This is a genomic window from Aneurinibacillus sp. XH2, from assembly GCF_001439585.2.
Lineage (GTDB): Bacteria > Bacillota > Bacilli > Aneurinibacillales > Aneurinibacillaceae > Aneurinibacillus > Aneurinibacillus thermoaerophilus.
In genome coordinates, this window is record NZ_CP014140.1 from 3,143,987 (window position 1) to 3,166,775 (window position 22,789).

22 protein-coding genes and 3 pseudogenes are annotated in these 22,789 nt (G+C 37.0%); 11 read left to right on the forward strand and 14 right to left on the reverse strand.

Translation table 11 applies throughout. The features are described from left to right. Positions 1–91: 91 nt before the first annotated feature. Both ACH33_RS15670 and ACH33_RS15675 read left to right on the forward strand, forming a co-directional pair. Positions 92–1,135, forward strand: a complete 1,044-nt coding sequence (locus tag ACH33_RS15670) for a MerR family transcriptional regulator (RefSeq protein WP_057900428.1) — start codon at positions 92–94, stop codon at positions 1,133–1,135. An 81-nt stretch (positions 1,136–1,216) separates the two neighbouring features. Further along, positions 1,217–1,834, forward strand: a complete 618-nt coding sequence (locus ACH33_RS15675; protein ID WP_057899841.1) for a class I SAM-dependent methyltransferase — start codon at positions 1,217–1,219, stop codon at positions 1,832–1,834. A 34-nt stretch (positions 1,835–1,868) separates the two neighbouring features. Here the strand turns inward: ACH33_RS15675 and ACH33_RS15680 are convergent, their stop codons facing one another. Then, positions 1,869–3,602, reverse strand: a complete 1,734-nt coding sequence (locus tag ACH33_RS15680) for a hypothetical protein (RefSeq protein ID WP_057899842.1) — start codon at positions 3,600–3,602, stop codon at positions 1,869–1,871. Next, positions 3,599–4,261: a type II restriction-modification system restriction endonuclease gene (locus tag ACH33_RS15685; RefSeq protein WP_057899843.1), complete on the reverse strand. Its 663-nt coding sequence runs from the start codon at positions 4,259–4,261 to the stop codon at positions 3,599–3,601. The genes ACH33_RS15680 and ACH33_RS15685 overlap by 4 nt, the downstream gene beginning before the upstream one ends. Before the next feature lie 340 nt (positions 4,262–4,601). Here ACH33_RS15685 and ACH33_RS20600 point away from each other — a divergent pair. Next, a pseudogene (locus ACH33_RS20600) lies at positions 4,602–4,791 on the forward strand (IS3 family transposase); the annotation flags it as partial. A gap of 123 nt (positions 4,792–4,914) precedes the next feature. On the opposite strand, the gene ACH33_RS15690 reads toward ACH33_RS20600, so the two are convergent. After that, positions 4,915–5,541, reverse strand: coding sequence for a LysE family translocator (locus tag ACH33_RS15690; RefSeq protein WP_057899844.1), 627 nt, complete (start codon positions 5,539–5,541; stop codon positions 4,915–4,917). A 439-nt stretch (positions 5,542–5,980) separates the two neighbouring features. Next, a complete protein-coding gene (locus ACH33_RS15695) occupies positions 5,981–6,364 on the reverse strand; it encodes a hypothetical protein (RefSeq protein ID WP_057899845.1) in 384 nt (127 codons plus the stop codon). A 318-nt stretch (positions 6,365–6,682) separates the two neighbouring features. Here ACH33_RS15695 and ACH33_RS15700 point away from each other — a divergent pair, with 318 nt between their 5' ends. Together ACH33_RS15700 and ACH33_RS15705 are read left to right on the forward strand one after the other, a co-directional pair. Next, entirely contained in the window at positions 6,683–7,327 is a 645-nt protein-coding gene (locus ACH33_RS15700) for a hypothetical protein (protein ID WP_139185043.1), read from the forward strand. A gap of 129 nt (positions 7,328–7,456) precedes the next feature. Then, a complete protein-coding gene (locus ACH33_RS15705) occupies positions 7,457–7,696 on the forward strand; it encodes a hypothetical protein (RefSeq protein WP_057899847.1) in 240 nt (79 codons plus the stop codon). A 150-nt stretch (positions 7,697–7,846) separates the two neighbouring features. Here ACH33_RS15705 and ACH33_RS20195 read toward each other — a convergent pair. After that, positions 7,847–8,142, reverse strand: a pseudogene (locus ACH33_RS20195) (IS3 family transposase); the annotation flags it as partial. A gap of 6 nt (positions 8,143–8,148) precedes the next feature. Between ACH33_RS20195 and ACH33_RS15710 the strand changes: the two are divergent. Continuing rightward, positions 8,149–8,718: pseudogene (locus ACH33_RS15710) on the forward strand (IS3 family transposase); the annotation flags it as partial. 69 nt (positions 8,719–8,787) lie between these two features. On the opposite strand, the gene ACH33_RS15715 reads toward ACH33_RS15710, so the two are convergent. Further along, complete coding sequence (locus tag ACH33_RS15715) at positions 8,788–9,246, reverse strand: hypothetical protein (RefSeq protein WP_057899849.1); 459 nt, start codon at positions 9,244–9,246, stop codon at positions 8,788–8,790. 473 nt (positions 9,247–9,719) lie between these two features. Between ACH33_RS15715 and ACH33_RS20200 the strand changes: the two genes are divergently transcribed. From ACH33_RS20200 to ACH33_RS20205, 3 genes are all read left to right on the forward strand, one after another. Continuing rightward, positions 9,720–9,911 carry a hypothetical protein gene (locus ACH33_RS20200; protein ID WP_057899850.1) on the forward strand — a complete coding sequence of 64 codons (192 nt, stop codon included), beginning with the start codon at positions 9,720–9,722 and terminating at the stop codon, positions 9,909–9,911. 1 nt (position 9,912) lies between these two features. After that, positions 9,913–10,773 carry an IS630 family transposase gene (locus tag ACH33_RS18845; RefSeq protein WP_236781906.1) on the forward strand — a complete coding sequence of 287 codons (861 nt, stop codon included), beginning with the start codon at positions 9,913–9,915 and terminating at the stop codon, positions 10,771–10,773. A 189-nt stretch (positions 10,774–10,962) separates the two neighbouring features. Beyond that, positions 10,963–11,169 carry a DUF4368 domain-containing protein gene (locus ACH33_RS20205; RefSeq protein ID WP_057899851.1) on the forward strand — a complete coding sequence of 69 codons (207 nt, stop codon included), beginning with the start codon at positions 10,963–10,965 and terminating at the stop codon, positions 11,167–11,169. A gap of 146 nt (positions 11,170–11,315) precedes the next feature. Here the strand turns inward: ACH33_RS20205 and ACH33_RS15735 are convergent, their stop codons facing one another. Together ACH33_RS15735 and ACH33_RS15740 are read right to left on the reverse strand one after the other, a co-directional pair. Beyond that, positions 11,316–12,398, reverse strand: coding sequence for a YecA family protein (locus ACH33_RS15735; RefSeq protein ID WP_236781907.1), 1,083 nt, complete (start codon positions 12,396–12,398; stop codon positions 11,316–11,318). Between the two features lie 83 nt (positions 12,399–12,481). After that, a complete protein-coding gene (locus tag ACH33_RS15740; protein WP_057899853.1) occupies positions 12,482–13,315 on the reverse strand; it encodes a restriction endonuclease in 834 nt (277 codons plus the stop codon). 1,147 nt (positions 13,316–14,462) lie between these two features. Between ACH33_RS15740 and ACH33_RS15745 the strand changes: the two genes are divergently transcribed. Beyond that, positions 14,463–16,004, forward strand: coding sequence for a recombinase family protein (locus ACH33_RS15745; protein ID WP_057899854.1), 1,542 nt, complete (start codon positions 14,463–14,465; stop codon positions 16,002–16,004). Positions 16,005–16,077: 73 nt separating this feature from the next. Here the strand turns inward: ACH33_RS15745 and ACH33_RS15750 are convergent, their stop codons facing one another. Together ACH33_RS15750 and ACH33_RS19500 are read right to left on the reverse strand one after the other, a co-directional pair. Continuing rightward, complete coding sequence (locus ACH33_RS15750; RefSeq protein WP_057899855.1) at positions 16,078–17,574, reverse strand: recombinase family protein; 1,497 nt, start codon at positions 17,572–17,574, stop codon at positions 16,078–16,080. A 2-nt stretch (positions 17,575–17,576) separates the two neighbouring features. Then, positions 17,577–17,732, reverse strand: coding sequence for a hypothetical protein (locus tag ACH33_RS19500; protein ID WP_156424098.1), 156 nt, complete (start codon positions 17,730–17,732; stop codon positions 17,577–17,579). Positions 17,733–17,905: 173 nt separating this feature from the next. On the opposite strand from ACH33_RS19500, the gene ACH33_RS15755 reads away from it, so the two are divergent. Beyond that, on the forward strand, positions 17,906–18,259 hold the full coding sequence (locus ACH33_RS15755) for a hypothetical protein (protein WP_057899856.1): 354 nt from the start codon (positions 17,906–17,908) through the stop codon (positions 18,257–18,259). Between the two features lie 435 nt (positions 18,260–18,694). Here ACH33_RS15755 and ACH33_RS15760 read toward each other — a convergent pair whose 3' ends face one another. From ACH33_RS15760 to ACH33_RS15770, 4 genes are all read right to left on the reverse strand, one after another. Then, positions 18,695–19,444 (reverse strand): hypothetical protein, encoded by a 750-nt coding sequence (locus ACH33_RS15760; RefSeq protein ID WP_057899857.1) that lies wholly within the window; start codon positions 19,442–19,444, stop codon positions 18,695–18,697. A gap of 467 nt (positions 19,445–19,911) precedes the next feature. Beyond that, on the reverse strand, positions 19,912–20,070 hold the full coding sequence (locus tag ACH33_RS20605; protein WP_082706104.1) for a helix-turn-helix domain-containing protein: 159 nt from the start codon (positions 20,068–20,070) through the stop codon (positions 19,912–19,914). 657 nt (positions 20,071–20,727) lie between these two features. Beyond that, complete coding sequence (locus ACH33_RS15765) at positions 20,728–21,321, reverse strand: hypothetical protein (RefSeq protein WP_057899858.1); 594 nt, start codon at positions 21,319–21,321, stop codon at positions 20,728–20,730. Positions 21,322–21,721: 400 nt separating this feature from the next. Next, on the reverse strand, positions 21,722–22,603 hold the full coding sequence (locus ACH33_RS15770; RefSeq protein WP_057899859.1) for a hypothetical protein: 882 nt from the start codon (positions 22,601–22,603) through the stop codon (positions 21,722–21,724). Positions 22,604–22,789 lie beyond the last annotated feature (186 nt).

Genomic DNA, 22,789 nt, shown 5'->3' on the forward strand with positions numbered 1-22,789 from the left:
TCTTTTATTTTATATTTATGATACTATAGAATTAAAAAAAACAAATTTTTCCTATTCAAACTCAAAAGGAAGATTCGTTTTTATGAACATAATGAAAATCAAAGAGATAGCTAATAAACTAAACATTTCCCCAAGAGCTATTCGCTTTTATGAAGAAAAAGGGTTAATCTCTCCTGTTAAGCAGGAGCACAATCAATATCGTACTTTTACCGAGAAAGAGATATGGCGACTGCAAACCATCCTATCATTACGGGAAGCAGGAATGACCATTGAAGACATAAAAAAAGCCTTAGCAGAGGTAGATAAAGAAGATAAGGAGGAACTCCTGTATTATCTTGAACTCCAACGTTCAGTCATGTTTTCACAATGGTTAGAATTAAAGCAAATTCTCGAAACAACAGACCAGATGATTGGATTGATGAAACAACAACAATCTCTTGACTTACATAATATTTTCGAGCTTGCAGAAGGGTCAAAAAGACTTAGGGAATCAAGAAAGAATTGGTATGATAAATGGAATTTTGACCATAAAGCAAGTAGCCACGATGAATATGTACGGAACAATAATGACGAATATCAAAATTATGAAGAAGCCCTTGATATGATCGTTCAATGGGTCTCGCCACAACAAAACGAATGGGGGTTAGACATTGGAACTGGAACGGGAAACTTAGCAGGTAAATTCTTAACCAGGAACATTAAGATGGCAGCAATAGACCAATCAAAAGAAATGTTGAAGCAATGTCGGCGGAAATTCCCGAATATGGAAACGAAACTTGGAAATTTCCTTGCCATCCCTTACCTTGATGAAGATTTTGATTTTGTAGTAACCAGCTTTGCCTTCCACCATCTTACCCACAAACAAAAAAAATTAGCTTTAACTGAAATGCGTAGAGTATTAAAACCACATGGGAGAATTTGTATTGCGGATTTGATGTTTGAAAACAGGAAAAAACAAGTCGAGTATCTGCAAGATTTGTCCGAAAAAGGTATGAATAATACTGTTAAAGCCATTCAGGATGAATACTACTCCATTCTAACTGATTTACTTGAATGGTTCGACAAAAATAGATACATTACCAAATACCATCAAATTAATGACTTCCTTTATATTGTTTATGCGGTACCCATCTAACAATCATTGTTCTTGACCTTCTCGTTACGTAAACCTTTATGATTCAAAGTGTACGAACATAAAGGGTTGGAGGAATTTACAATGGACAAAGAACAATTACAGGAAATGTATTCACAAGAGGAATACTACTGGGGAAAAGAGCCGAATACATTAGCGCAGCGCATTTTGGGTTACATACCTAAAGACCAAATCCATGGCAAAAAGGTGATTGATATCGGTGCAGGAGAAGGCAGGGATAGTGTGTTCCTAGCTAAGCATGGTTTTGATGTTTTAGCTATGGATGTTGCACCTGCTGGATTAGCAAAGGCGAAGAAATTAGCGAGTGAAATGAATACAACGATTCGGACAGTTGAGGGAGATGTAAATCATTTTATTCTTCCTCACAGTGTTGATATCATTTATTCCATTGGAACATTACAATACATCCATCCAAGGAATAGGATGCAACAATTTAACCATTTTAAAGAAAACACGTTACCTGATGGACTGAATGTATTATTTGCCTTCATTGAACATCCTGACATTGAAATTGCACCCGACTGGGGAAAAAATGAATACCTCTATCAAAGAAACGAATTACAAAATTATTATGTGGATTGGGAAACACTTTTTACTGAAGAAATGATTTTTGATTGTAATTCCAGTGGCATTCCCCATCGCCATGCTGCAAGGATTTTGATTACCAGAAAACCTTCTTAAAGGAATGCATTTGCTCTAACAATAAAGTCCCTCCTTAGAGAAGGAGGGCTTTATTTTTCAATAAATCAATGTAATCTTGATATGCCTCTGATGATATGTTATGCAAATTTATTTTGTCAGAAAAAGGTTTAAGTGTTAATAAAATATCATCAAATGTTATCTGCTCTGTCGCCCTATACAAATCAATTCGCATCAATAAATCTTTGGTGTAAGGACGTTTTTCATCAAGAAAAACTACTCCTGAAAGGAAGTCCTTTACAACTTCGCTATTCAATACTGCGAAGGTAAAGATCGCAGTATTGTAATCGTTAAAAGAAAGGAAATAACATGTATCATCTAGCATGACAGGTTTATTATTAATTGGCTGTATAAAGGTAAAATGAGAGTTTTTATACATCCCAGAGATAGCAACCTTATAAGGTAAAAACGAGTAATCACCTATACCAAAAATTGAAAAACTGGGTTTTCCCTTATAGATACTTGACTTTCTTGCGTCAAGTTTATCTTTGTGGGATTGTAAATAAGACCATAGTTTTGGATATTGTTTCTCTATATAATCGGTACTTTCTCCAATATTCTTTTGAGTTATAATCACCTTTTTTCTAACGGAATCAGAGAAAATCCCTGCTTTAAGGTCAGAACTTTTAAGTAAGTCATAGACTAAGTCGCGTTCGATATCCACAATCTCTTTTAATTTGTTAGTCAACTTATTTCCCTTCGTGTCTAATTCCATAACGCTAGAACAATCGTGCTTTATACCAGACCGCCATTCAAATTGGCATTGATTATCGACAAGGTAGGAACGCTTATACTTATCAATGTTGGATACAAATTTATGATTATACCACCCAAAAGTAGAGATAAGTTTTTCAGGCTCGTCTAACTTATAAGTTTTACAAACTTGGTCTGTTAATGGCTTTCCAAGTCTAACAACAAACAATGAGGCTTCAGTTGCAGCGTTAAAATCTTTTTTGGCATCTATATTTAGTAGCTTAATATCAGTTATGTTAAATCTTCTTTTCGGAAGATCATGAACGATTTTTTTGGCTACCGAGTTTTTACAAAGCATCGCAAGTGTGCCATTAACATTGGAAAACGTCTCTAACATCCGCAGGATAATATACTCGCAAATATCGAAGTTACTTTTTCCTGTTAATGCATCTAATCCCTTATGTTTTTTAAAGTTGTTTTTATTTGGTAAGTTTTTTGCATCAAGAGTACCAAGTTCAGAGTTAGTCACCCATGGAGGGTTACCAATAATTAAAACCTCTTCATTAGAGTTAAAAATACTCTTATCAAAGTCATGACTAAAAATGTCATCGTGGTATAAATAAATATCTGGTTTTTGGTTTGAAAATTTTTGTTTCTCCAGTAAGGTTTTCTTACAATACCAAACATATCCTTTTTGTATTTCAACACCATATATCTTTTTTATGTTAGAAAAAAAATCTAAAACAGAATTTATAAAGTTACCTTTCCCGAAAGTAGGTTCAATAACAATAGTAGGATTACAGTTGTAATTTCTAACCAAGTATTCACAGATTTGATGAGTCAGATGTGGAGGAGTTTGATAATCACCAAACTCCCTCCCACCCTGTAGCAGTTCTTCATTTGCAAACTTATCATGCTCAATAAAATCGTCAACAGAGGTAAAGCAATCAACTATACCCGTTTCTTTATAGATTGTATCGTTATAAGCCTTAATGTCTGTAATAGTCATGTTAGTTTGAGTAGAAGACTCCAGTAAGATACGCTTGTTTTGAATCATATAATCTTCACTATTCCTTCTACTTTATTCTTAGGTATGTCAACTATTCGTTTATACTGCAATCGCCATTGAAGAGCATTTGATATAGTTAAATATCCTTGTACGGGAGGATTACTTAGAATTTCTTCGGCAAGCCCTTGATAAATAATTTCATCACCTGGCAATGCTCTATCATAAAAATATGCTATCAAATCATCCACGTTACCATCGTTTTCGAGAATTTGCCGAATACCTCTAGTAGTTTGATAATCACCCGTTCTAGTTTTATCGATGAAAGCACAGCTTACAAAATCTAATGTAGTTGTTTGAGTTGAAGGATTGTCTTTTTTATCATAAACGAAAAGTAATAAATTATATCCAAGCCCGTAGATTTTTTCTCTTGGAGACTTAAATGGGCAAGAAGATTGAGGTTGTTTAATCGAAGTAACCTTTATATCAGTATTTATAGACTCTGAAGGGAGGTCGATTCCCTTGGCAGAATTTCCAATTTCTATAGTAAAAGAATCTTGTAAAAACTGTTGGAAAGAGTGTTCGACATATGTACCAACTGCTTTTCCGTCGGTAATTCCAAATAATGAAGAATTCTGCTTTTGCGACTCAAGTTTACAGAACTCTTCTGCCTTGGCTATTAAATCTGAAATGGTTAATATTGGCTTCATCTAAAGTTTGCTCTCTTTCTTCCAGGATTTCTAGTTCATAATACCATATTGCTCTTAGTTACGCCAAAATGTTATGTGGTTTTATTCCGTGAAATAATATGCAATACCCCGACCCAGTGCCTAGTGATTCGTTTTTCTTTGTTTAAGACAGCGTAAGGCTCGTTTCCCCCACACCAAATTCCCCCAAATCCTTTTCTGGACTGTACAATTTTATAACCTTTTTCCTCAGTCATGCTGAGTTCTTTTACCCTCATGATGTTAAACTAAAAAGTGGACACACATTTATGATAGAAACAAGAGTCTACGCAAGCAGAAATTCCGAAGCGAAAATCACCAGTTCTCCGAGCTTCAAAAGCGAATTCGTGATCTAGAAGAAGAGAATGCCATCTTAAAAACATCTTCGCCAAAGACCAGCGATAATTTTTGCCTTTATTCATCAACATCGCTACACGTTTCGGGTGAAGAAGATGTGCCGGGTGTTTCAGGTTTCCCGAAGCGGATATTACAAGTGGCTGAACCGTTCTCAGACTTTTATTTCGCAATTGATTCCTGTTAGTTGAATAATCATTTGGATGTTAACCAATGATTTTAATGGTAAATAAAAAACAACTAATTAAATTGGTTAGAAATAGGTTGTCGATTAATTATGTTAACTATGGTCTTCTTTCTAGAGCAAGCTTGATTCCAAAAGCCACAAGAACCAATCCTGAGATTCCTTGAATGACACGCTGTGTAGATGTTTTTTTCATCCATACACTAATAGAATCAATTAAATTCACATACAGTAAAAACCAAATAATGGTTAAAACAGTATAAGTGATTCCCATAATAAGAAATTGCAAAAAGGGGTTACTCCCAGAAGTTAAAAATTGTGGAAGAAAAGTAAGAAAAAAGATAGCTATTTTCGGATTCAGGAGGTTCGTTAGAAACCCTTGGCGAAATGGAGATTTATTCTGATATTTTGCTTGAATATCATCATTCGATGAAACTTCTCTTTTCTTCTTTAAAGACCACAATGATGTTATACCTAGATAAATGAGATAGATTGCACCAACATATTTAAAAATAGAAAACAATAGTGCGGATTTAACGATAATGGCGGAAAGACCAAAAACTGCTGCTAAGGTATGAATGATAAGCCCTGTAGAAATGCCTAAAACCGTCTTGATTCCTCCTTTTTTTCCGTAAGCAATAGTGTTTTGCGTGGCTAATCCAGTATCGGGACCAGGAAGAATAATAAGTAAGATCGATGTGATGACAAAGAGATAAAAATTTCCCATACCAACCTCCAAATTTAATAAAAATTTTGTCTCTTAACATAGCATAAATGGGTAGTTTTGAAAATACCTTTATCTGAATAATACTGCCCGTTAGCTCAGTAAAAAATTTTACGTTACAAACAACAATCTTTGTGAAAAAAGCCTTTAGCCTTTATTAATAACTATCCATTCAATAATCATATTTCCCTTATCCCTATGAAAAAAAGAGAAACAGAAAACCATTCCATTTCTCTAAAAAATGTTTTCGTTTTTTTCTCTTTTTTTCATCCTAACTATGTCCAGAATAAATAAACTCTTGCTACAAATCCCGCTTTTTTCGATTTTTTTATCCCGTTTTTTATGTCAGGACTTTATTTTTCTCGAAATATTGAGAGAATGAAAGGAAAAATAAGAATCTGTTACTCATTAAAGCTAACCATAAAGACATTCTCTCCATAAGTTACTTACTTCTCCACTCATTCGGTATTTTGCAGAGAATATAATTTCCTGTCCACATTTGTGTCGTTACAATGATAGTCCGGTCCTTCTTCATAAAGAAGAATCCGTTTCCATCTCTATTCTTCAATGTCCAACCATTTTTACTTACCATTCGCGTCACATTCTTATATCCTCTCCCTTGCTCCATTCTTGTAATGTACCATTCATAACCGTCTTCCTCCGCTATTTTTACGATGGTTTCAGATGAATGTTCAAGCCGTGAAACAGCCTCCCTTTTATTTATAGAAGAGATGGGCAATGGTGGATAATATTCTCTATTTAACACAAACCTTGTGAGAAATACAGAAAGTAAAAGGAAAAGAACGATAAGTAGATACTTTCTCAAAGAAAACTCCTCCCAGGTCTCCATATCTTCCGTTATATCTACTACTAACTCTCCCTTTTTTATCCTTTTATTCTATATTCACGATACTATAGAATCAAAAACAAAAACATATTTTTCCTGTCGATACAGGGAAGAAGTGCTGTATGGAAAGGCACGAGGAATAGGCGACTATCTCGTTTGGCGAGATTGCTGACGAAGCAATAGATATGGGAATGAGTTTTGAGCGGTGTCTGGACCTTATATTCTTGATAGAACGGAGTAGCAAACATGTTATTTCCTACGACGATTGTAGCGATTGTCATTTTTTCAATCCTGTATATGAAATATTACAAAGTATTAAAAGAAAATATGAGAAACTACAAAAAAGCAATTTTAGGAACGGTAGTTGCAACTATGGTTTTAGGTTCCCCTGTTTCTTCATTTGCTGCTAATGCAGAGGAAACGGCTCCAATATCAAAGTATGTAAAACTTGATAAGGCAGTAGAAGAAAAAGGAATCTATCGTACTTTCACTGAATGGGATGGAAAAACTGGTGAGATGGAACTTAACTTTAATAGTGGAGAGGTAAAATTTAACGGAGAAATATTACCCTTGAAAGTGGAACGTCAGCAAAGCAATCAGTCAAAAAGCAACTTTGCTCTTACAGCACTTCCAGGTTACAAATATGTTGGAACCCTAACAGGGCATACAAAAGTTAATAAAGATAGTATAGAGTATGCAAGTTATTTAATAGGTCTATACACTAAATTAGGGGTTGGAGTTATTACTAATATTTTATCTAAAATGCTTCGTGACAATATTCCGGATGCTTATTATGCGTATGATCTATACGAGAAAAATCCAATGACTGACAATTGGTATCAATATACAGAAACAACTTTCTATACAGATTCAGCCAGAAAAAAAAAATATAGCGGGCCTCATAAAAGCATTGAATTTAAGGTATATTTACCTAATAGTTAAGTAGATTCAATTTATATATTTTAGTAGACAAGTTATTTGTTGTAAAATTATTAAAAAACTTAAATTACATCTGTATATTTTTGAAATATACAGATGTGTTTTTTATTTTTAGACTGAAGGAGGATAGATATGTTTATTAATCCTTATAAAAATCGTTTACCGTTATTTTTATTTCTTGAACTATCAATAACTGTTGTGCTTGTAGGTTTTATTATTTTTGCTATAAGAACAAATCAACATTTTAACACCATTGCATTATTAGCCTCTCTTATTTTCCTTATACGTTATATTGAAAAACCAAAAAAAGTAGGAAACTTATTGTTGTTTTTAATTATTCTGTCTACGTGGTTAGGAATACGCTTTACTTAAAAATAAAATATGTACAAAACATCCCGGCCACGCCGGGTTATTTTTGTTCTATTTTATAACATAAGAAGAACATTAAAAATACAAAAAACAAAAAGCCCTAGAAGGGGCTTTGTGAACTGTAACCCTAAAAGTAGACACTAAAAAAAGAACCTATACACTGAGAAGGTGACTCCGATATTCATTTGGAGTCATCTTTTTTAATGTCCACTGGTAGCGGTGGCAGTTGTAGTCATAGATATAGTCAGACACGAGCTCAACGAGCTCGTTAAAACTTATGCAATCTAAGTAGTCTAACTCGTCCTTCATATGACCAAAAAAGGATTCCATTGGGGCATTTCCCAACAGTTTCCCTTTCGAGACATGGAGGGGGGCAAACCAAGTTCTATGCTCCGCTTCTGATAAGCTGGATTCATGTAATGAACACCCTGATCTGAATGTAAGATTGCTTCTGGTCGGTGATCCGTAAGAAGAGACGTTTCTTTGGCAAACAACCATCCGTAGTGTACCCAAACCTTCTTGCACGCCAGTTTAAGGCAGAAGCACCAAATCAAAAATGGGTAATCGACATTACGTATCTTCCTTTCCAAAACCAGTTTCTTTACTTGTCTGCCATACAGGATTTATATAATAACGAAGTTGTTGCCTATCATATTTCCGAACGAAATGACCTCAAGCTTGTCCTGGATACATTGGATAAAGCAAAAAGAAAAAGAAACGTGACTGGAACCATGATCCACTCCGATCAAGGCTTCCAATACACGTCTCGTTCGTACAACAGACGAATCGAACAGTGGGGCATGGTGGGCAGCCACTCTCGCAAAGGAAACTGCCTAGACAACGCCTGCATCGAATCGTTCTTTTCGCATCTCAAAACAGAAAAGTTGTACATGGATAAGTGTACGTCAATGGACGAACTTCATCAAGCCATTGGGCAATATATTACTTTTTACAACAGTGAACGGTTCCAGAAAAAACTCGGCTATCTGTCGCCGATCGAATATCGGGAAAAAATGGACGCATAAAAATATAGGCTTTTTTAACACTGGCTACTTGACAGGGGTAAGACCATACAGAGCACTTTAATTGTTTCTTTAAGATTGTCTTGCACGGACAAAGATATCCATCTCGTGTCCATCGTCAGTAGTTACGTACACTTTCCAATTCCCTCCTACTCCATTGATATTAGAAAACGGTTCTGTTGTAGATGTACCTGGGTCAATAAGTATATTCCTCTTTTCATATCCATTATGGTATATTTTTAATCTCACTTTTCCAGAACCTTTATTTTTTACATGTATATTTAGAAGTGTCCCATTACTTGGCGAACATGTAAATGTCCTCTCAAAAGAATCCCTTCCCTTATGATAAGCATCGTCTATTAATGTCACTGACAAAAGCTTGTTATCTACTTCTTTTCCTTCATCTTGCGAATTTGTTGAAATGGCAGGAGTTGTCGAACTTTCACTGTCTTTTACAGCGCATGCTAAAGATGCTGAAGGTACGGTCAATATACATGCCGTTGCTAGCCCAAGTTTTATAATTTTTTTCATAATAATAACCTCCTAAAATTTCCAATTACATATATTGTAATTATATATCGGAAGAGAAAAATATTCCATATTTTTTAATATATTTACAGTTTAATCAATTTCATAATTACCCATTAAAAACTGCGTTTTTACAGGGATTATCGAGTTTTTAACACATGTTTGTAAGTAAAACTTGGGGAGGTGCTACTTTTTTAAGCTCCTGAAACCCTTGGGGCTCTAAGGCTCCAAGTTATGAAATTGATTTAGTTAATTATTTTTTTAAAAATTTACTCTTCCAATTTTGATTAAATTTAAACATAAAAATTAATTATATAATATAACATTGTAAAACCTAATGATTCAGAAGCCATCAGTCATAAAATAAGTCTATTTCCTTACATCCTAATTTATATAGCTACCGATTAAGGGTTTAACAAACGGTTATTTGGCAATACTGGCTCCTATCATCACAATGATAAGGAGCGGATTATGTTATGAAAAAATCACTGATTACAAACACTCACGGATTTACGAGTGAAGCGTTACGAAAGGGAGAGCGTGCGATTTCTGATGCTTTTTTTCGGCAGCGTGTGACGGCTGTTCGGCTGATTCTTGAAGGTTTTTCTACGGTAAAAGCTGCAAGAAGTACTGGGCATTTGTCGCCAGTCTGTATCTACGTATGTTAAGATGTTTAATCGAGGTGGGATAGCTGAACTTCTTCAGCGTAATTTCCCTCCGGGAAAACAACCGTATCTCTCACCAGAAGAACAAATGGAGGTGAAAAAAGTGATATTGGAAAGCACACCGGAACAGGAAGGGATTGAACCGTCTCAATCGTGGGATACCCGCCTGCTTCAAAAATGGATCGAAGAACGGTTTTCTGTTACGATGTCACGTTCCAGTATCGCGGATATGCTTCATCGCTTAGGATTGCGTTGGAAGCGTACAACGTATGTATTGGCAAAAGCAAACAAAGAGAAACAGCAGGCGTTTGTACACCAGGTAGAGATGATAAAAAAAAACGTAATGGACGAAAATACGGTACTGCTTGCACAAGACGAGACCCATGTTCGCTCGTATCAAGCCCTTCGGGCTACATGGTCTCCGAAAGGAGAACAGAAGCAGATTCCAACATACGGTCATCACGCTCAGGTGACTTTATTCGGAACCGTAGATACGCAAACCGGCGACATATTCTGTACAACGGCAGATTCCTGTAATGCCGCTTCTTTTCTGGAATTCTTGAAGAAAGTGATGAAGCGCCATGCCAACAAGAAGGTCATTATGATCATCGATAATGCTCGTATTCATCATGCCAAACTCCTTCGTCCTTTTCTAAAAGAGCATCATCAGAGACTCTACTTATTGTTTTTGCCGCCGTATTCACCCAATCTAAATCCAATTGAAAAGCTTTGGCGCTGGCTTAAAGATAGTGTCATTTCAAACATGTTTCACAAAAATCAATCGGAGATTGAACAGGCGGTTCAGCGATTTTTAGACTTTACACAATCTTGTCCAGAACAAGTACTACGTCGTATTGGCTGTTAAACTGTCAATTGGAATGTATATAAATATTCAAAAGCTGGTTATCAAAAGAAAATCGATAAGATTAACAAACAGATTGATGTTCTAAAAAATCGAAAAAGAAAATACATCAACCTGTTAGCTGATGGAATCATTACCCATGAGGAATATCAAGATAGTATTGAAGCAAATAACAAAGAACTAACTGAATTAATGGAAAAGAAAAATCAACTTCTTTCATTATTGGAAAGTGAAGATGTGATTGAAACCATTGAAAAACTAAAACAAGAATTACTTCACTTTCTCAACTTCGATGAATTGACACCAGAAATTCTGCATCGGCTTATTAATCGGATTGAGGTAAAAGAGGACGGTACGCCGATTATTCATTATCGGTTTGCCGCCCCGAAAATTAAATAGAAGCAGGAAATTATTAATTTTTTCCTGCTTCTTTTTTTAGAATTAACTTCGAGACACACTCCACATGTGTGAAGTAGTTAATTAGGACAGCCTATGCGGAATGTGCTACTAATCAATCCATGATAGAGAACATTGGAATATAAATATTATAATGAAAACAAATCATATAAAGGTGCTTCTAAGCGATTAAAAAATTGTCCGTTTAGCTCAGATAAATCGGATAGCCCCCAAATTAAAGCACCAAATTCGTCTTTTTTAGATTTATCCCATTTATCCCACGCTTCAGGATTGATCGCAATATTTTCACTAATGATTGGAAGTGTGTTATTTATATAATTTTTTCTTTGTTGCATGTCCATATTTTCTAATTGTCTTCGATATTCAGAAAAGAAATTATCATTTGTTTTAAGCCAAGAAATGATGCAATAAGTTTTATTATCCTCGGGAAAAACCATTATAAAAATATGTTTTGCAGATGTTTTTGTACCAAGTAGATTTTGAATTTTTTTGCCTTGTAAATCTGTGCTTGGTGCTTCAAAACCAGAAGCTGCAAACTTTACGGAAATGGGAAACTCCCAAATTACGCTTGATAAAACATCATATTTACCAGTGAGTAATGCATTATCAAATACTTGCTTAACTGGTTGAAAATCTTCAAACGCTAATTTCATACCTCCAAATGGATCATCATGATGAGACATACCTATTAATGATGGTTTCCGTTTAAATATGGCTTTTTGCATATTAATAACTTCTTGTTTTTTATGATATTCAACAGCAAAGCATCGATAAGTATATAAGAAAATATGTAGTTCACTTTTATCAAAATAACTGTCTTCAATGGGTTGAAATACCGTTTTATCGTGATAATTACAAAAACCAGTAAAAACGGTTGCTTCTTTTCTCCCCCATCTTGTTATAACAGCAAATGGATTGTCTGGTTTGGGACAAGGCATATAAACGTACCCATTGCTTGATATACGCTTTAGTATTTTATTATTCTGAATAGAATGTGCATTGATTATTTTTTCAGAACAAGAAGCCTTATCTGGATGAAGACATTGTTTTAATCTAGCTTCTTTTCTAATAGTCTTATAATTTTCTGGAAATTTTAATGGATTAGTAAAATTATCATCGTCTTTTTTATTCAAGCAACATTTCTTATATTTGTACCCACTACCACAAGGACATGGATCATTTCGGCCTATTTTTTTATTCATCATCATCATCTCCTCCACACATTATAATTTGTACCATATTTTTGTAGTTCAATAGTTATAAATTTACTAAGAGATTTCTTAATGTTTATTGACTAGAATTCCGTATTCATTATCCACTTTTTTAATTTTTCATGATCTTTATAGTCAAGTCGATAAAGATCTCTTTTAATCCAGTCAATTGCATCTTTAGATAACCTGCTTGTAGTTACAATAATTCCCTTAGTTGCTCGACTATCTTCTCTAACAGCTGATAATTCCCTGACTTCACTTAGCTTTACATAGTTAGAAGGCCCATATTTTTTTGCTTGCCAAACTGACTTTATTTCTCCAATTGTTTCATCCTTTTTATAAGCTATAACATCAATTCCACCGTCTCGTGACTGACGAGTAACTTCAACTTTCCATCCTTCTTTTTCTAAAAGTATTCCAATAAGTTCTTCAAATTGCCTCCATCCCATCTCGGAAAGAAGCCTTCCTTCTTTCAATAATTGATTAGCCAGAATAAGGCATGTGGGTGAAGAATGTACCCATAGTGGTTTTTCATTCTTAGGAATCCATAATTCAGATTCTATGGGAACCCTCTGAGTGTATACCCATTCTACTAAAGAACTATCAGCCCCCAACCAAGCGTTTGAATGTGCCCAATTCTGAACATTTTCCTTAAATTCTCTAAGCCATTCATCATTAACTCTAACAATTCTAGATTCAAATCCAAGTAAACCAGGATCGCTTAGTTGCTCTATCAGCTCAAAGTCAAATAACTCATTATGAGTAATGAATTCGTCGACTTCTTCTTCTGTTACCTCTTCAAATTCATTAGGCGTTTCAATTCCTTGTGCTCTTTTAGAACTTCGATGTATTGATATTGTTTTAGCAAGAGAGGAAAATATTATGTCTCTTAGATCCACTATTGTAAGTTGTTTCATTTTTTCACCTCAAATCATATCTATCCAGTTAGTTTTAAGAACCAGTATACTCCTTCTTCAATAACGAACAAATATTCCTGATATTCACTAATATACATCAATTATTAGTGAATCGTTGTGTTTTGTTCAGTGTAAAAATGCAGATATCTGCACCACACACCACAATTTGAAAGTTATAGAGATGATGAAGCTATGTCATATTCAACTAGTAGATTTTTGGGGGAGGCGGCGGGGGAGATGGGAGTAAGACTATCCAGATAAATAGCTGATTGTCTAACCGTATTCCTAAACTGATCAATTGAATGTCAACTGCTTATGTTACTGTATGACTGTAATTGTCATTGTTATAAGCATTGTCATATGAAAACTACCTCAACCTCCCCTCGCCCGCTTCGCAGGCGGGGGCTATGTGAAGATAGGAACACAGAGCATTCCCCCTTGCAAAAAGGGGAATGAACTAAGCTATGTGAGGATGAGGTTTCCAGAGCCTACGAGACATCAGACGCACCCAGGTGTAGCTTTACTGCGTGGATGGCATCATTCCATCACTCTGTCAAGATTCCCTGCCAATTAGGCACTACGACGGGACCACTCATTGAGTGGTATCTGGGAAAAGGCAATGTGCCTCTAACGCACGATACACCGATGATGAGTCGGGCCGGTTCTTTAACGTGTGCTACCGAAAAACCACGTAAAAAGCTATATTTAGTTTTTAACAAGCTGTTGCATAATTGTCCTTCATCAGCTTTATACGAAGTCACTAGCGAATAATCCAATTTGAATAAAACATTTTTCGTAATCAGTCCGTTTCTGAACTTTGCTCAACTGCAAAGATCGTACAAATCAATAGCTCCATCACTTCCTGCAATGTTTGCTCACTGCTAAACACTCTTTGCGTCATATTGTTTTCCCTCCGCAACGACTTCTTGAAAATTTCCATCGGGATATTTCTTAGCCACTCCGCCCGCCAACCGAAAAGTTGCTTTTTCTAGGCATCGGGTGGGGTGAATCACCAAAAGAAAAAACTTCAAAATGTGAACATCCCCCTATCAGCCTGATACGAAGTCACAAACGAAAAATCCAGCATTAATATCAAACTGGATTGTTGGTAGCACGTTTCGTATGAGGCTCTTAGGAGGGGCTAAATATGAAGTGTGCCATTTACGCCCGTGTCAGCACGGATATGAAAAGTCAATTGGACAGTCTGGAAAATCAACTGACGTTCTTTGAAAACTTCATACGGGAAAAAGGATGGGAATTGGTTAAAACCTATGCGGATGAAGGCAAAAGCGGCACAAGTACGGTCAAACGTGTAGAGCTTCAAAAACTCATGAAAGACGCAGAGCAACGAAAATTTGAGATTGTTCTCATCAAATCCGTTTCAAGGTGGGCAAGGGATACGGTGGACTCGATTCTCTTGGTCAGACAACTCATGAGTTTTGGGATTCGGGTCATGTCTGTTGAGGACAATTTCGATTCATTTGACGATGGAGCAGAATTCAAGCTAGCCATCTATTCAGCGCTTGCTCAACAGGAAAGCGACACCATTTCCAAACGTGTGAAGTTTGGGATTTCCGTCAAATCGCGGGAAGGCAAATTTCACGGCAGTCTTCCCCCATACGGTTATGAAAAAGTGAAGGGCAAATTAGAACTGCATCCGATTCACTCGCAGACGGTCAGACATATTTTTGATCTTTATTTGCGGGAAGGATGGGGAATGCAGAAGATCGCAAACTATCTTACTGCTAATAAAATCCCCACCCCACGGGCGGTAGCTGGAGCAAAAAATGCAGGCGACAAATGGCAATACTCAACGGTCAAATTGATTCTGACCAATCCTCACTATACGGGGAATCTGGTACAGGGACGTTCCAAGACGGACGGGAAAGACAAGATATTTTTGCAGAAGAAGGGCTACAAAAAGCGGATACTGAACAATCAGGATGAATGGATTATCATTCCGAATTCCCACCCCGCCATCATTTCACAGGAAGAGTTTCAAGAAGTGCAGGAGAAGATCAGTAAAAAGGGGGAGAAAATCTTTAGAGGCCGTGGGAAAAAGTCTCTTTTTGCACGATTGGCGTTTTGTGCGGACTGCGGCGCGGGGATGAACTACAAAAACGACCGAAAAGGCTATGTCTGCGCCACCTATCAGAAAAACGGCAAACAAGCATGCCAGTCCCACTACATCAAACATGATGACCTAAAGGATAAGGTGCTGTCTGACCTACGGGACTTGGCGACCAATTCTATAAACATGAATGCTTTACTGAATATCGCCTTGAAAAGGGCAGGGACAAAGAAGCTCGGAGCGATGGAAGAATTAAAAAGGATTGAACGAGAAATCCATTCCCTGCAAACTGAAAAAAGGGAACTGCTTCGCTTATTGTCCCGCCAAGTCATTACTCAGCGCGATTATGAGGAACAGTATCAAATCATCAACGATGAACAAATTGCATTGGAGCAACAGAAGCGCACATTAGAGGATATGCTTGCTAAAGAGATTGACACAGAAGCAAACATACACGCTTTTCAAGCTGAAATTCAGCGCTTTATCAACCTTCAGTTCGATAATGAAGAAACGCTACGGCACGTCCTGCACAGGCTCATTGACCGTGTAGAAGTGTCGGCGAATGGAGAAATCACCATCCATTACAATTTCAAAAATCCAATACAAAAGGGAGCCTAACTCTCGGCTCCCCTTCTTACCATCAATATTACACACTCCACATGGCTTGTATACTGGTCACTGATAAAAAGCCCTATATAAGGGCAGTGGCGGTGAACTTGTAATGAATGTTCACCGAACCATCCGCCTTGACTACAATCTTGTTCACCAAACGATGAACCATCTCAGGAGTAAGGTTGTCGAAGGACATTATTTGCTTCAATTCCTGTCTCAGTTTGACAAGCATCTCAGCATCATTAACATTACGAACGGATAACAAGTTGCGAAGCTTGTTTTGCAGTTCGATAATCTTATTGTTGTTGTCCTCCGTAATCTCCTTATAATCGTCTTCTGTAATACTTCTACTAGCAAGCAGTCGGATGAACTCCTTCTTCTCAGCCTTCAGTTTTTCAATCTGCTGTGTCAAGGTCTGAATCTGTTTTTCCGCCTGTCGCTTAACCTCCTTGGTCTTCAACTCAAGTCGCTTAATGAGTAAGTCATCGTTAAAGGGAGTAGCCATGCACTTAATGTCATGAAGGATTACGTCAATAAGTTCCTTCTCCTTGACGCTATGTTGGGAACAAGCATGTCTCCCATGCTTATAATAGTTGCCACAGACATATCCTTTGCGATGTTGGACATACCACAAACTTTTACCACAATCAGCGCAATAAAGGTAGTTGGTAAACAGATGTTTCTTAGCCTTTGGTTTTGCCTGTTGTTGTTTTCGTCCCTGCATATATCGTTGAACCGCTTCAAAGTCTTCTCTTGAGATAATTGCAGGGTGGACATTAGGGACAATAATTTGTTTGTCCTTGGGAACTTCCTCACGAACTTTTGATGTTACACTTCTTGTTGTCTGTCTTCCTTGTACTAGGTCTCCTACATAATGAGGATTGCTTAGGATGAGTTTAACTGACGAACCATGCCAATACAGCCCTGCATTTGCTTTTCCAATTACCTGCGCAGGTGTAGGATAACCTTCCCGAGTCAAGGCTCGTGCAATAGCGTCAAATCCTCTTCCTTCTAGGTACATACGAAAGATTCGTTTAACCACGTTTGGTGTATCATCCTTAGCAAGTTCTAGTCTTCTCCGCTCTCCCTTGCCGCCAACAATTCTGTAACCGTAGGGGGGAACAGAACCCTTGAACTCTCCTTGACTTGCCTTAGTTCGGAAAGTGTCCTTTACCCTCCGACTAGTATGTTGTGCTTCAAGTTCGTAAGCCCACGCAAACAGACCAAAGAAATTTTGGTCACCATTTACTGTGTTAATTGCATTATCAAGGGTAATGATGTCTATACGATTTTTTGCTGCAATCTCCTTGATTTTTGAAGCAAGTCCCACATTTCTTGCTAGTCGGGAAAGTTCTTTTGCTAGAATGACATCAAACTTACGTTCTTCTGCATCCGCTATCAGTCGCTTCAAACCTTCCCTCTTGTCAGTGGTTCCGCTCTCCACATCAACATAGAAATCGTACAAATCCCATCCTTTGTCCGCAATATAACGATAGAATAGATCTTTCTGATTTTCCAATGACGACTTCTGTTCTTCCCTGTTTGTTGATACTCGAATGTAAACTGCACATCTCACAGCTACGCAACTCCTTCACTATGAGATGTATTGGCGTTACTTCCATTATACTCCAAGTTGGATTGCTGTTCTATAATCCGATCTATTTCATTGTCAAGTAATGGAATAAATAAACTAATAAACGTCTGGTCACCCACAAATGTACGCTCTACTTCCATGTTGTTTCCCTCCCGTTTGTCCATTTGTATTAATGATCGTGGTATGTACGGGATTCGTTGCGAAAAAAATTGAATGATACGAAAGAAGAAAGAGAAATACATTTTATGGTTACTGAACCATCGGTATGCTAAAATATCCATGACAACTTTACTAGATATATCGGAGGGATATCATGAAGGCAACAGTACAACAGGTACAAAGAACATCTACAACAAGTACTAGCAATACTGTAGCTTGCCGAAAGTGTAAGTCTACTCAAGTAGTAGCAAACAAACGGGGATATAGCTTCCTAAATATGTTCTTATGGTTAGTTATCATGGGGGGAGGAGCGCTTGCCTGTATTGCATTAAGTTCATTTTTAATGGAAAGAAATGAAGATGCTTATCAGGTGATAGCAATTATCTTCGTTTTACTCAGTACACTAACTATTCCTGTGGCAATCCTGTGCGGCTTCGTTGGAAGAAGCAAGATTGTAAATGGTTGTATGAATTGTGGACATAAGTGGATGCCTACAAAAAAGAATTAGCACCTTTAAAGCATTTACGAGTAATAGGGAAGTAGATAATAAGAGGACAGGCGGGGCGGGATTACTCCCTATCCCCTTCCTTCTAACTGCCTAGCCTTCTGTGAGCCACCACGGAGGGCTTTTTGCTTTCTGGGACTATGGAACAGCCGCCCCCGGCGGAACCTTAAGCAAGAAATGTAAAACTTGTTCAATAAACTCCCCCCCAACTACGTCATCTATCTCCAAGATCAACTCCATTTTTTATTCATTTGTTATTTAATTTGTTTATATATTTGTTAGGACATCCTAAATCCCTAGATAGTATCTAGCTTTATTGTTGGTTTACCAAGAAGGTATTTTCTTGGTACAAGGAAGACTATTTCTTCAAAAAAGAAATTTTATTCCCCATATCGGAAAAATTATTCTCTATATCAAAGAAGTTTTTTTTCCGATGCATTACTCGTACTCGTCACTATTGGAACCCTTGATGAATTCCAAAAACGCTTTCTTTGCTTCTTCGCTAGATTCCTTAATTCCTAAATCACTCCCTTTCTTCGCACAAGATTTCTGCTTACCTTCCAATATAATCCTTTCCTTTGAGCAAGATTTCCGCTTCCCATCCAATACAATCCCCTCCGCCTCGACTTTCTGCCGCAAAGCATCAATATAATCAGCCAACACCCTGTCGGTCTCCTCCTGCGTTCTCGCTTGGTACAGCAACTGAACATACTGCCCTCCCAATAATTTAGAAGCATCTTTCAAAACCTTAAATACTTTTCCTATGTCCCTCCTTTCTTCTGGTTGATATACTTCCAAGAAATAGTACTCAGCTTCACTAAGAAGGATGTACGGACTCTCATACGGCTTCTCACTCAACGTAAAAATAAAATTGCCATCCTCCCCATTTTCCTTTCTATATTTTTCAAGTAGCCCTAGTTGAACTAAGGTATTAGCTTGATCCTGTATTGTCTTCTCAGTGCAATAACCTAAAGCCTTCCTCAGCATAATTTTATGCATACGCACAGAATATGGGTTCGATATGTTCTTACTTACATTCGTGTTATGCACATTCAAAATCATTTCTAGAAGTTTGTATGATGAACCGATACGGTCACATTGCTGTATTACGTTCAACATACGAGTGAAACCTGTAGTGTGAGCATAGGAATTAATAGGTTTCTTATGAATTGCATCAAAATTTATCATGTTATTTCCCCCTTAATTTAATCTAATTTAATAATCGAGATAACTTAGGTTTTGGTTGCGATAAAAAAAGAACCTGCCCAATTAAGGACAGGTCATACTTTATCTATATTGTAATTTCTTAAATTCGTCCACGGTCTCACAACCCAAGAATTTCAATAAATCTTCTTCGATGATTCGGTAAGAGTAACGAGAGACTAAACGATCTGTAGTATCAGTGTAGTAGGAGAGGTCTCCTAAGTCACACCAACGCTTGATCTGCTGGGGGCTACATCCCAACGAACGAGCAACACGCTCCACTGTCCATACATTCATCATTGCCACTCACCATCCATCTGCGATTTAGCATAGAAATAGAACAACTCCCTCTCAGGAATCCTAATGATACTTTCTCCAAGCTTAACGGCCCCTATCTCATCATAGAGGCAGCTTCGGACAGTGAAACCGTACGATTATCGATAATTGCCATGTTACTCAACTCCTTTCATAAAGCGTTCAAGTTCCGTCTCAGCAATACGAATCATACAGTCAGACGGTTTGATAGCTGCAATCTTTCCATTTCTTATCCACGTATAGACTGTTTGCGGGTCTAAACCTAGACATTGTGATACCTCTTTGACCGTTAACAATCGTCGTTACACAGTTTCAATCACTCCATTCTTTTTATTGTCAGGAGGCTGACTGCACTGCACCCACCATTCACATTCAATATGAGTACTTAATCTCGATGTTTAACGATACTGTGTACAAGGATCTAAAAATTTATGGTGTTATTTGGTAGGTAATTGAATTATTTTTCAGAAAAATGAGGGAAAGCGAAGGTCAGGGATTTGTCTCTAGATACGATGGTATCTAGCTAAAATGTGGGTTATACCAAAGAACATTCAAAGAAAAACAGGTTAAAAATTCCAATATTAATAAAAGTATTGGAAGTAAATACTCTCAGGTATACCATACTAATAAGGTAGCAAATAAGTACACTGATTCATCACTTCTTTGTTTCAGGCCCTGCCAACTTTCCACGGTATAGAGCTATCTTTTTTACTCATGAATTTTTCTGTGAATTGTAAAAAGTACCTACTAATCATGTGCGTACATGCAAGTCAGCCCGACCTCCCGTAAAGGCAAGAACGATTACGCTTGTTAATTAGAATAAAACCATCTTATTCGCTAGTGGGTCATCATTTATAAAGAAAGACTATCTTCAAAACCTCTCCATCTGAGGAAACAATCGGTTGCCTTCTTCTAATCCCTAGTTCAACAAAAGAGCCACCTATGAAAGGTGGCTAAGCCTCAATTTCCTGATTCAACTCATTTTCCTGATTCAACTCATTTTTCTGACGAAGATTATTTTTCTCACGTGATAGAAATTCCTCTATTTGTATACTCGACCAAACTGGTTGACCTTTCATGTAAGTAAGCGGTTTAGGTATAGTATCAAGTTCTTTGCATAACCCTATTACTTGTTCGAGATCTAGTATCTTCTCAGGTGGTTCATGCCTTCTAATGGCGATAGGATCTGCACCCCTATTATGGTAATAACGCCACAACTTAACTTCATACATATGTAAAGTTTCAATCATAACATGTACACGATCTTTCTTTTGGCGTTCTCCTGTTTCTTCTAACCATGAACTGTAAACAAAAGGATGATGTTGTAGGTTTAACCATTTCTCCCTTGCGATATTTATTACTAAGTAAATGAATTTCGACTCTACTATTTCGTAATCTTCTGGGAGAAATAAATTATCAATTACCCTTTTAGCACGGTTAACAGTTAAAAATGTGGCAGGCTTTTGGAAGTCTGCATCGCTTTCTAAATTTTCATTGTGGTCTATGAATTCTCTTCGATCAATGTGTCTGATTAGGTAAACTAACATAAGATTCCCCCTACTTAATGTGTATACGTGTATTATAGGATAAGATAGAATACTTTTAAAATACACAATAATTCGACATATGAACACAATACATAATGTAGCCAAGAAGATACTAGACAAAGTTCCAACAATGCAATCAAGTCCCCACTCATGCAACATAATAATCAGTAATGCTAAATGCAACTAAAAAGGAGCGACTATCATAGCCGCCCCTCTACTGCAATCGCCAATACATCCTATTTAATTTTCTCTCCTTACTAACAGTGAACAGCACTTCATATGCGTCATATGTGGGAAAGTACCCCTTTGGACAGCAATCCCTTATTGATTCGTTAACCCCTCTAGTATAGTAAGATTACCATAAAAATACTAGGAAATTATGGTTTTTTTATATTTTACCTTAAGTCTCAAAATTGATTACATAACCTGTATTCTCTTCTCTCACTTTCCATTTACCATCCTCATGGATTAACTTAAAATTATAAGTTTCTGGAGTAGCCATTTGTTGCTCTTTCATCGCCTGTTCGATGGAAATGATATCGTTCTTTATTTGATCTTCAATTGTACGAAGTAAATTAGCTTCTCTTTGATAGAGCTTAACATCATTCATGGAATGTCCGGATGTGACGATTCCCATTCCAGGAGGCGCAACAACAAACTTTTCTCCGTTCTCTTCTTCCAATTCCACCATGACAACTACTCCGGCATTTCGTAACTGTTGATGTTGCTTTTCTGTGTAATTATAAGCTAACCTTACATCACCAGCAATTTTATATGGACTAATCAATTCTGGCCAGTTGCGATATATGGTTTGAAGTATGTCTCGATTTGTCCAGTTTTGGTGCTCCAAGACGTTTATGAGATAGGCTGCATTTTCTCTTAGTACAGCATAGAGCAACGGCCCTGTACGCTCGATATACTTGCTATTCCCTTCCATTTTCTCCCCAAGATGAAAATGTAGTACCCCCCAATCATTAAACATACCGTCATGGTTGAGCTTCTTAACTTGCTTACTAAGATACGGAGCAAGGTCTTCCCCGGTCTCAAGCTTGTGAATCAGATTTGCCAGCCCCTTCTCGTGCTTTGGTGGGCAGTTAAATTCCTTCGATTTATATACCTTACGTGGGATTTGTCCGCCTTTCTTTCGTAAATAAGCAAAATACTTGATTATCAACGAATCCTTGGATGAATCTTGAGAAAACTGGAGACCTTCCTCAATCATTTCTTTAATCATTTCATCATGCCAATCTGATAACAAATCCATTCTGATTTTTCGCTCCATATAAACCTTCTCCATAAAAATGATCTTGCTTTCATCGGTTCTATAGACTTCAATGACTATTAAATTTTACCATTCTTCACTAACAGTGAGCAGCACTTCATATGATCCGTATGCAAGTTAAGCCCGCCTTTAGACGAAGTCCACTAAAGACTTGATTCCTAGGAGTTCGGTGTTTGTACTCTGTTC